General features: G+C 41.4%; 8 protein-coding genes and 1 pseudogene. 4 read left to right on the top strand and 5 right to left on the bottom strand.

The annotated features are described in order from the left end of the window. Nucleotides 1-10: 10 nt before the first annotated feature. Nucleotides 11-289, top strand: a complete 279-nt coding sequence (locus tag ACUVXA_RS14685) for an SPASM domain-containing protein (protein ID WP_445872030.1) — start codon at nt 11-13, stop codon at nt 287-289. Nucleotides 290-463: 174 nt separating this feature from the next. Here ACUVXA_RS14685 and ACUVXA_RS14680 read toward each other — a convergent pair whose 3' ends face one another. Beyond that, nucleotides 464-1,390, bottom strand: a complete 927-nt coding sequence (locus ACUVXA_RS14680; protein ID WP_445872029.1) for a ketopantoate reductase family protein — start codon at nt 1,388-1,390, stop codon at nt 464-466. 146 nt (nt 1,391-1,536) lie between these two features. On the opposite strand from ACUVXA_RS14680, the gene ACUVXA_RS14675 reads away from it, so the two are divergent. Further along, nucleotides 1,537-2,607 carry an ATP-binding protein gene (locus tag ACUVXA_RS14675; RefSeq protein ID WP_445872028.1) on the top strand — a complete coding sequence of 357 codons (1,071 nt, stop codon included), beginning with the start codon at nt 1,537-1,539 and terminating at the stop codon, nt 2,605-2,607. A 72-nt stretch (nt 2,608-2,679) separates the two neighbouring features. Here ACUVXA_RS14675 and ACUVXA_RS14670 read toward each other — a convergent pair whose 3' ends face one another. After that, nucleotides 2,680-2,916 carry a hypothetical protein gene (locus tag ACUVXA_RS14670; protein WP_445872027.1) on the bottom strand — a complete coding sequence of 79 codons (237 nt, stop codon included), beginning with the start codon at nt 2,914-2,916 and terminating at the stop codon, nt 2,680-2,682. Nucleotides 2,917-3,408: 492 nt separating this feature from the next. Here ACUVXA_RS14670 and ACUVXA_RS14665 point away from each other — a divergent pair, with 492 nt between their 5' ends. After that, a complete protein-coding gene (locus tag ACUVXA_RS14665; RefSeq protein ID WP_445872026.1) occupies nt 3,409-3,618 on the top strand; it encodes a hypothetical protein in 210 nt (69 codons plus the stop codon). Next, nucleotides 3,618-4,249 (top strand): annotated as a pseudogene (locus tag ACUVXA_RS14660) (ThaI family type II restriction endonuclease). The gene ACUVXA_RS14665 and the pseudogene ACUVXA_RS14660 overlap by 1 nt, the downstream one beginning before the upstream one ends. Here the strand turns inward: ACUVXA_RS14660 and ACUVXA_RS14655 are convergent. The 3 genes from ACUVXA_RS14655 to ACUVXA_RS14645 form a co-directional block, all read right to left on the bottom strand. Further along, nucleotides 4,242-5,150 (bottom strand): DNA-methyltransferase, encoded by a 909-nt coding sequence (locus ACUVXA_RS14655; RefSeq protein ID WP_445872025.1) that lies wholly within the window; start codon nt 5,148-5,150, stop codon nt 4,242-4,244. The pseudogene ACUVXA_RS14660 and the gene ACUVXA_RS14655 overlap by 8 nt on opposite strands. A 175-nt stretch (nt 5,151-5,325) precedes the next feature. Continuing rightward, entirely contained in the window at nt 5,326-5,487 is a 162-nt protein-coding gene (locus tag ACUVXA_RS14650; protein WP_445872024.1) for a CopG family transcriptional regulator, read from the bottom strand. Continuing rightward, nucleotides 5,484-6,017: an integrase core domain-containing protein gene (locus tag ACUVXA_RS14645; RefSeq protein WP_445872023.1), complete on the bottom strand. Its 534-nt coding sequence runs from the start codon at nt 6,015-6,017 to the stop codon at nt 5,484-5,486. The genes ACUVXA_RS14650 and ACUVXA_RS14645 overlap by 4 nt, the downstream gene beginning before the upstream one ends. Nucleotides 6,018-6,046: the final 29 nt, after the last annotated feature.

Raw genomic sequence — 6,046 nt, 5'->3', positions numbered from 1 at the left:
ATAGCCATATATGGTATTATTTAGTATTAAATCTTCCTACTGTTGTAAACCCTGCGTTCCTGCTCCAATAAAACTTGGAAATCTCTTGGAACAAAGCCTAGAAGAAATTTGGGTTCACAATGAAACACTAAACTATATTAGAAAACGAAAAGAGCTAAAAGGCTCCTGCAAAAAATGCGCGTACAACGGGATATGCGGCGGATGCAGATACACCGCATACATAACTGGCGGAGACTGGCTGGGACCTGATGCCTCCTGCCCCTTCGGCCCAAAGCAAATGAGTGGCTGAAAATTCAAGATTCCAGCCAATTTTTAAAAACAAATTAGACCTTAGGTGTAATTATTTTTAATTCAGAAATGGTGCGAAAAAGTTTAAAATCCTTCAGAAACCCTACCGAAAAATGCAAAAACTGTGATAAAAGACGATTGAAAACGGAAAAAATTCCGGAAGTATTAATTACGCCTAAGGTCTATTTAACAAAAGAAGTTCGTTGTATAGCTTCTGATGTAGTGGCGTTTTAATACCTAATTCTTTTCCACTTTTTACCACATAGCCGATCAAGCTCTCCACTTCTGTTTTTTTGCCTTTTTCGAAATCCATCTGCATTGAGGTTTTTGTCTCGGGAGGAAAGTGACCAACCTTTTCTAATAATAAAGGAACAATGTTCTGTGGCAAAGCTATTCCCTTCTTTTTTGCTACTGATTCAACCTCCTTCATCATCCCCTCCAACATTTCCTTGCTTTTTTCATCTCCCATTATAGATCCAAAAGATTTTTGTAAAAGTGAGGTAATGCCCGCCAACGGGCCCACAAAAATGAACTTAGTCCACACCTGTACCGTAATATCATTAGTTAATTCGGCGTTTATATCAGCGTTCCTTAAAAAATCCTCAATATACTGATAATTTTCTATATTACCGTTTTCAGGACCGAATATTAATCGACAGGGGCCGCCCAGATGTCTAATAACACCAGGTGCCTCGATATAAGAGCTAATATATACCAATCCATTAAGTACAATGCCTTTGGGCAGCATAGTTCTTAATCTTTCTGCATTATCTACCCCATTTAATAACGTGATAACTACTGTTTTTTCAGCGATATTGTTTACTAACTGCAGTGCCGCATTTTCAAGATCATAAGTCTTTACACAGAAGAAAACAACCTCTAATGAACCCAGGTCTTTAGGATTATCAGTAGCAATAGTGGGTATCGCAGTAAAATCACCCCCTGGACTAATAACTTTCAGCCCGTTTCTCTTGGTTTCAGCTAAATGTTTGCCACGGACTATGAAATAAATATCATGCTCCTTTGTTAGAGCATACTTTAAAGCGAGTTTTCCTCCAAAATATCCTCCTACACCGCCTAGGCCTATGACTGCAATCTTCATCAAGTATCCTCCATACTAATTTTACTTCCTTAAAATAAGGAAATGCTCAGTTAACAAATATTTTTTGTACAAAAATTGTAAGCTTTTTAAAAAGGCTTATAATTAAATACGATTTATGTCACCGTATTTGAATGGAGGATTAATCATTGAGTGAGGTTTATAGAAAGCTGAGAGAGAAGCTTGACAATATCCCTATTGGGTTTCCTGAGAGCGAAGGAGCCATTGAGATCCTTAAAAACATTTTCACCCCCGAGGAGGCTGAACTGGCACTTAAACTGCCCGTAGTTACCAAGTCTCTGGAGGAGATAGCCGCCAATCTAAAGGAAGACCCGGCAACCCTCAGGAAGAAGCTTGACGCCATGGCGGACAGAGGAACAGTCTTAGCGATAGAGAAAGAGGGAAAAAGACTCTACCGGTTACTCCCCTCTGTGGTGGGATTTTGGGAGACACCCTTCTGGCCTGGAAAGAAGGATGAGAAAACACTAAAGCTTGCTCCCCTCTGGCGGAACTACTTTGAGAACAAGTTCGCCTACGAAATGGGTGATAGGAAGCAAATCATTTTTCGCATCATACCGGTAAATATCGCTATATCACCCGAGTCGAGGGTAACCCCCTTTGAAGATGTCATCGAGCTTCTCAAACCGGTAAACTACTTTGCCGTGGCTCACTGCCCCTGCAGACAGATTGCAAGCTACACCGGTGATGGATGCAACCATTCCACGGAGGTGTGCCTCCACTTTGACAGTATGGGTGAATACATGGTGGAGCACAATATGGCCCGAGAGGTAACCCGGGAAGAAACCATAGAGATTTTGAGAAAGGCCAATGAGGAAGGCCTGGTTCACATGACGGATAATCATCAGGGGAAAATAACTACAATATGTAACTGCTGTGGGTGTTGCTGCATCTTCTTCCGGATGCTCAAGGAAATGAACCTTCCTAGGGCTGTAGCAAAATCAAACTATGTAAGCAGAGTGGACCCCGACCTATGCGCTGCCTGCGGAACCTGTACCGAGCGCTGCCCTGTGGGGGCGATAACCGTAGACGAGTTCGCAGTAGTGGACGAGGAAAGATGTGTGGGATGCGGTGTCTGCTATCCCACTTGTCCCCAGGAGGCCATAAAGCTTGTGAGGAAGCCTGAGGAGAAAGTTGTTGAGATCCCCGATAGAAAAACGTATATAACTAATCTGCTTAAGGAGAAGGGGCTCATCAAGTAGGGGGAATATTATTAGTTCGTTTTTCGTTGATATGAATGTTTCTTATAGGAGACACTTTAATATGTATAAAAATTACTCCCTTTTGGTGTTAGCGACAAGTCTTTTAATAAACCATTCAACTTTTCGCTTAAGTACCGGAACCTTCCTTGAGGCCTCGTTTTTCAACTTTTCTATCCGAGTCCTTAGTTTTTCAATCTCATCCTCTATCGTCTTAATCCTACTCTGCGAAACTGTGTCTGCGGCTTTAAGTTCTCGATAATCCTGTTCAAGGTCGTAGACGTTCCACTCTAGTTTCGGAAGACCTGCCAAACCTCTCTTCCTCTTTCAAAACCCTCTACCAAAACTAGGCCCCCTTCGGGCGCATCTAAAAATTCCTAAAAATCCCTTGGAAGCTAGTCTCTCGCTTCTCAACCCTTCCTTGTAGCTTCTCTCTGAAAGCTATAATGCTCCCTTAGCTAGGGGGACACCTATTGCAATTCCGCCTAAAACCAGCTCAATCTCGAAACCTTCGCCAGCTATTGTTTGCAACCTTTACCAAACTTGTTTATGGTATGAATGGTAAAAATCGGTTGTGTCATCACTTTATTCGTAAAGTTTTGTCTGGCGGTGTGCTTATTTTTTTACGGCGAACCTTACGACTGAAAAGGTTAAATCTTGGGGTTTTTCTTCTTTCCTAATTTGGAATGTGAGGGGCTAAAAAAGAACTAACGACCTACGGAATGTCAAGGAGAATGAAACAGTGACACTACCTAAGAATCTATATAAAACGTTTTCAACCATTTAAAAGTAAGGTGGGTTTAGATGCTAGGGAAAGGTTATAATTTCGTAATAGTTCCAGAGGGAGCTTACTGTCTAGCCAAAAAATTAGCTAAACTGGGATTAGAGGAAAACATAGGTAAAGCTTTCGCAAAAGTCGTAAAGGAGTATGCAAAAAAGAGGGAAGAGTTGATTAAAGAGTTACAGAGTGTTAAGGTAGAGTGGAATCAATTACAAATCTGCGGTGTAGGTTAATGACCAGATTATCTGAAATATTTGAAGATCAAAAACTCATCGATAAAATTAGGGAGTTGCTTCCTTACCTTTTCAGGCTTGCCGAACTTGAGGTTTCAAGAGCTGGAAAAGTCGGAATGGAGGTCGGGACGTTTCGAGAGCGTGTCCTCATAGCGTTGCTAATCTACAAATTTGGGAGGGAAAACGTTGAAACGGAAATTCCTATCACTAAGTACGCTGTTGACGTCAAGTTGTTCGGTGAATCTTTGTCTATAAAGACGATTACGGGTTCAGGTGGCGTTAAGGCTATATGGACTGTGAACGCTAAGAAAGCTCGCGAGTTTCTTGAGGGTTACGAGCCTAAATGTGATATGTTGTTAGCGCAAGTCAACTGGAATGGTTTGGGGGGACTTTACCATATTCCTCTTGAAGTTCAGCAAGAAGTTTTCAGAAGCATGGGCAAGAGAGATACCTCAAACTGCCCAAGCCGGGAACAAATCCCAGAGGGGTTGAGTTCAGCAGGGAAGCCCTAAATAGACTCATGACACATCAAAAAACTAGACTAATACAAATATATTGGTTAAAGCCCGAAATAGAGTTTGATCCTTACCAAAAATGGGTTAATTACTGGAGAAGGGGAATCGCTATATAAAAGAGGGCAGCTTCATCTGGGATAGAAAGTCACTTATCCTTCTTCTTGCTATTTTCACATATTCACTGCTTACGTCTATGCCTATAAAGTGTCTACCTATTTTTATGGCCGCTATACATGTTGTTCCAACGCCACAGAAAGGATCTAAAACCACCTCGCCCTCAAAAGTGTATAACTGAATGCACCTATAAGGCAATTCTATAGGGAAGGGGGCGGGGTGACCAACCCTCTCCGCAGACTCTGGTGGAAACTCCCAGACACTCTTCGTGAACTCTAAGAACTCGTCTCTTGTTATTGTAGCCTTCTTATTCTTGCTGTTTCTTGAAAATTTTCCCTTCGAGAATATCAGGATGTATTCATGGACATCTCTCAGAGTTGGGTTTGATGCGGAACACCAGCTGCCCCAGGCGGTAGATACCCCTGCTCCTGCACCTTTATTCCAGATTATTTCTCCTCTCATGAGAAAGCCGACGTCTAACATAGTGTCGATTATGAATTTGTGGTATGGAATATACGGTTTTCTTCCAACGTTAGCTATGTTTACACATGCCCTTCCACCGTTGACCATTACTCTGTAAGTCTCTGAGAAGACATCTCTAAGCAACTCTAAATATTCATTTAAGCTGAGGTCTTCATCATATTCCTTTCCCACATTATATGGGGGAGAGGTAACCATGAGGTGAATGCTTGAGTCAGGGATTTTATTCATTTCCCTTGCATCTTGACATAAGACCTTATCGAGGATTTCAGATGGGATTGGGTTCTCAACTTCAGGTTTCTTTTCATCTACTTTTAAGCTTTGATACAACCTACTATTGTAAAAGGGAGTTGAGTCGTGCCCCTCCCTTTTTGAAACGCCAAATCTGCTTGTTCTCGTTCCCTTGCGCTTAAAATTGGACATCTCTATAACTCCTTAGCTTCATGCTTTTTTCAATCCTTTTCTTTGTTCATACTTCCCACTCCTCATGGGTTAGGGATACCTTTTTCTTCTAAGAGCTCAACTAAGGTGTCTAGCACATCATCAAAAACATCCAGTTTCTCAGCGACTTCCTTTGCCGAATTCCTATTTCTCTTGTTCATTTTTCTTTTTCCCTCTTTTTACTGAGAAAGCCTTTCTCTGAGAGATAGGCTATGACTATGGTTCTTATAACTTCGCTATCGCTCTCCCCCATTTTTCCCTTCAGCTCATCTATCATCTCTTTAACGCCATTTGGCAAGCTAACTAAAACTCTCTTCATGTTCTCACCATAACAGTGATTGGTTCAGTTATCGTTTGATTTGCTTTTCCTCCATCTTCAAAACTTTCATAAGCCAATTGATTCTGAACCCTGTTATTTATCGCTTCCTTTATGAGTTTGTGCCAATTGGTCTCTGTTTCTATTCCAGAGGCTTGAACTGGGGTGTTTCCGTTTAAATTCTGGTGACATCTAACGCAATTGTAGTGAAAACTCCATCCCTTTAGAAGAACGCTAACGGCGTCGGATTCTTTAAGCCCTTTAGTAAATTTCGTTCTATTCTTTAATGTTCCATGCAACTTTTCAAAGTTATAAGCGAGTTCTGAATATTTCTTAATCCAGTTCCAAATTGTAACTTGGCTGACGTTAACTCTGAAAATCTTACAAATCTGGGTCTTAATCTCTCTAACTGAGAAACCCTCAAAATATAGATCGAGAGTCGTAGAGATTATTTGAGACTCAACCCTCATTTCCGTGAAGTTCAAACTCTCGGTGAACTGGTAACCGCAAACCGTTGTCCGAAACTTACCCATCTAGGACACTTCCAGATGGTGTTCGGTTC

Source organism: Candidatus Jordarchaeum sp., from assembly GCF_052745115.1.
The sequence above is the reverse complement of the archived record's forward strand: the minus strand, read 5'-3'. Positions and strand labels throughout refer to the sequence as shown.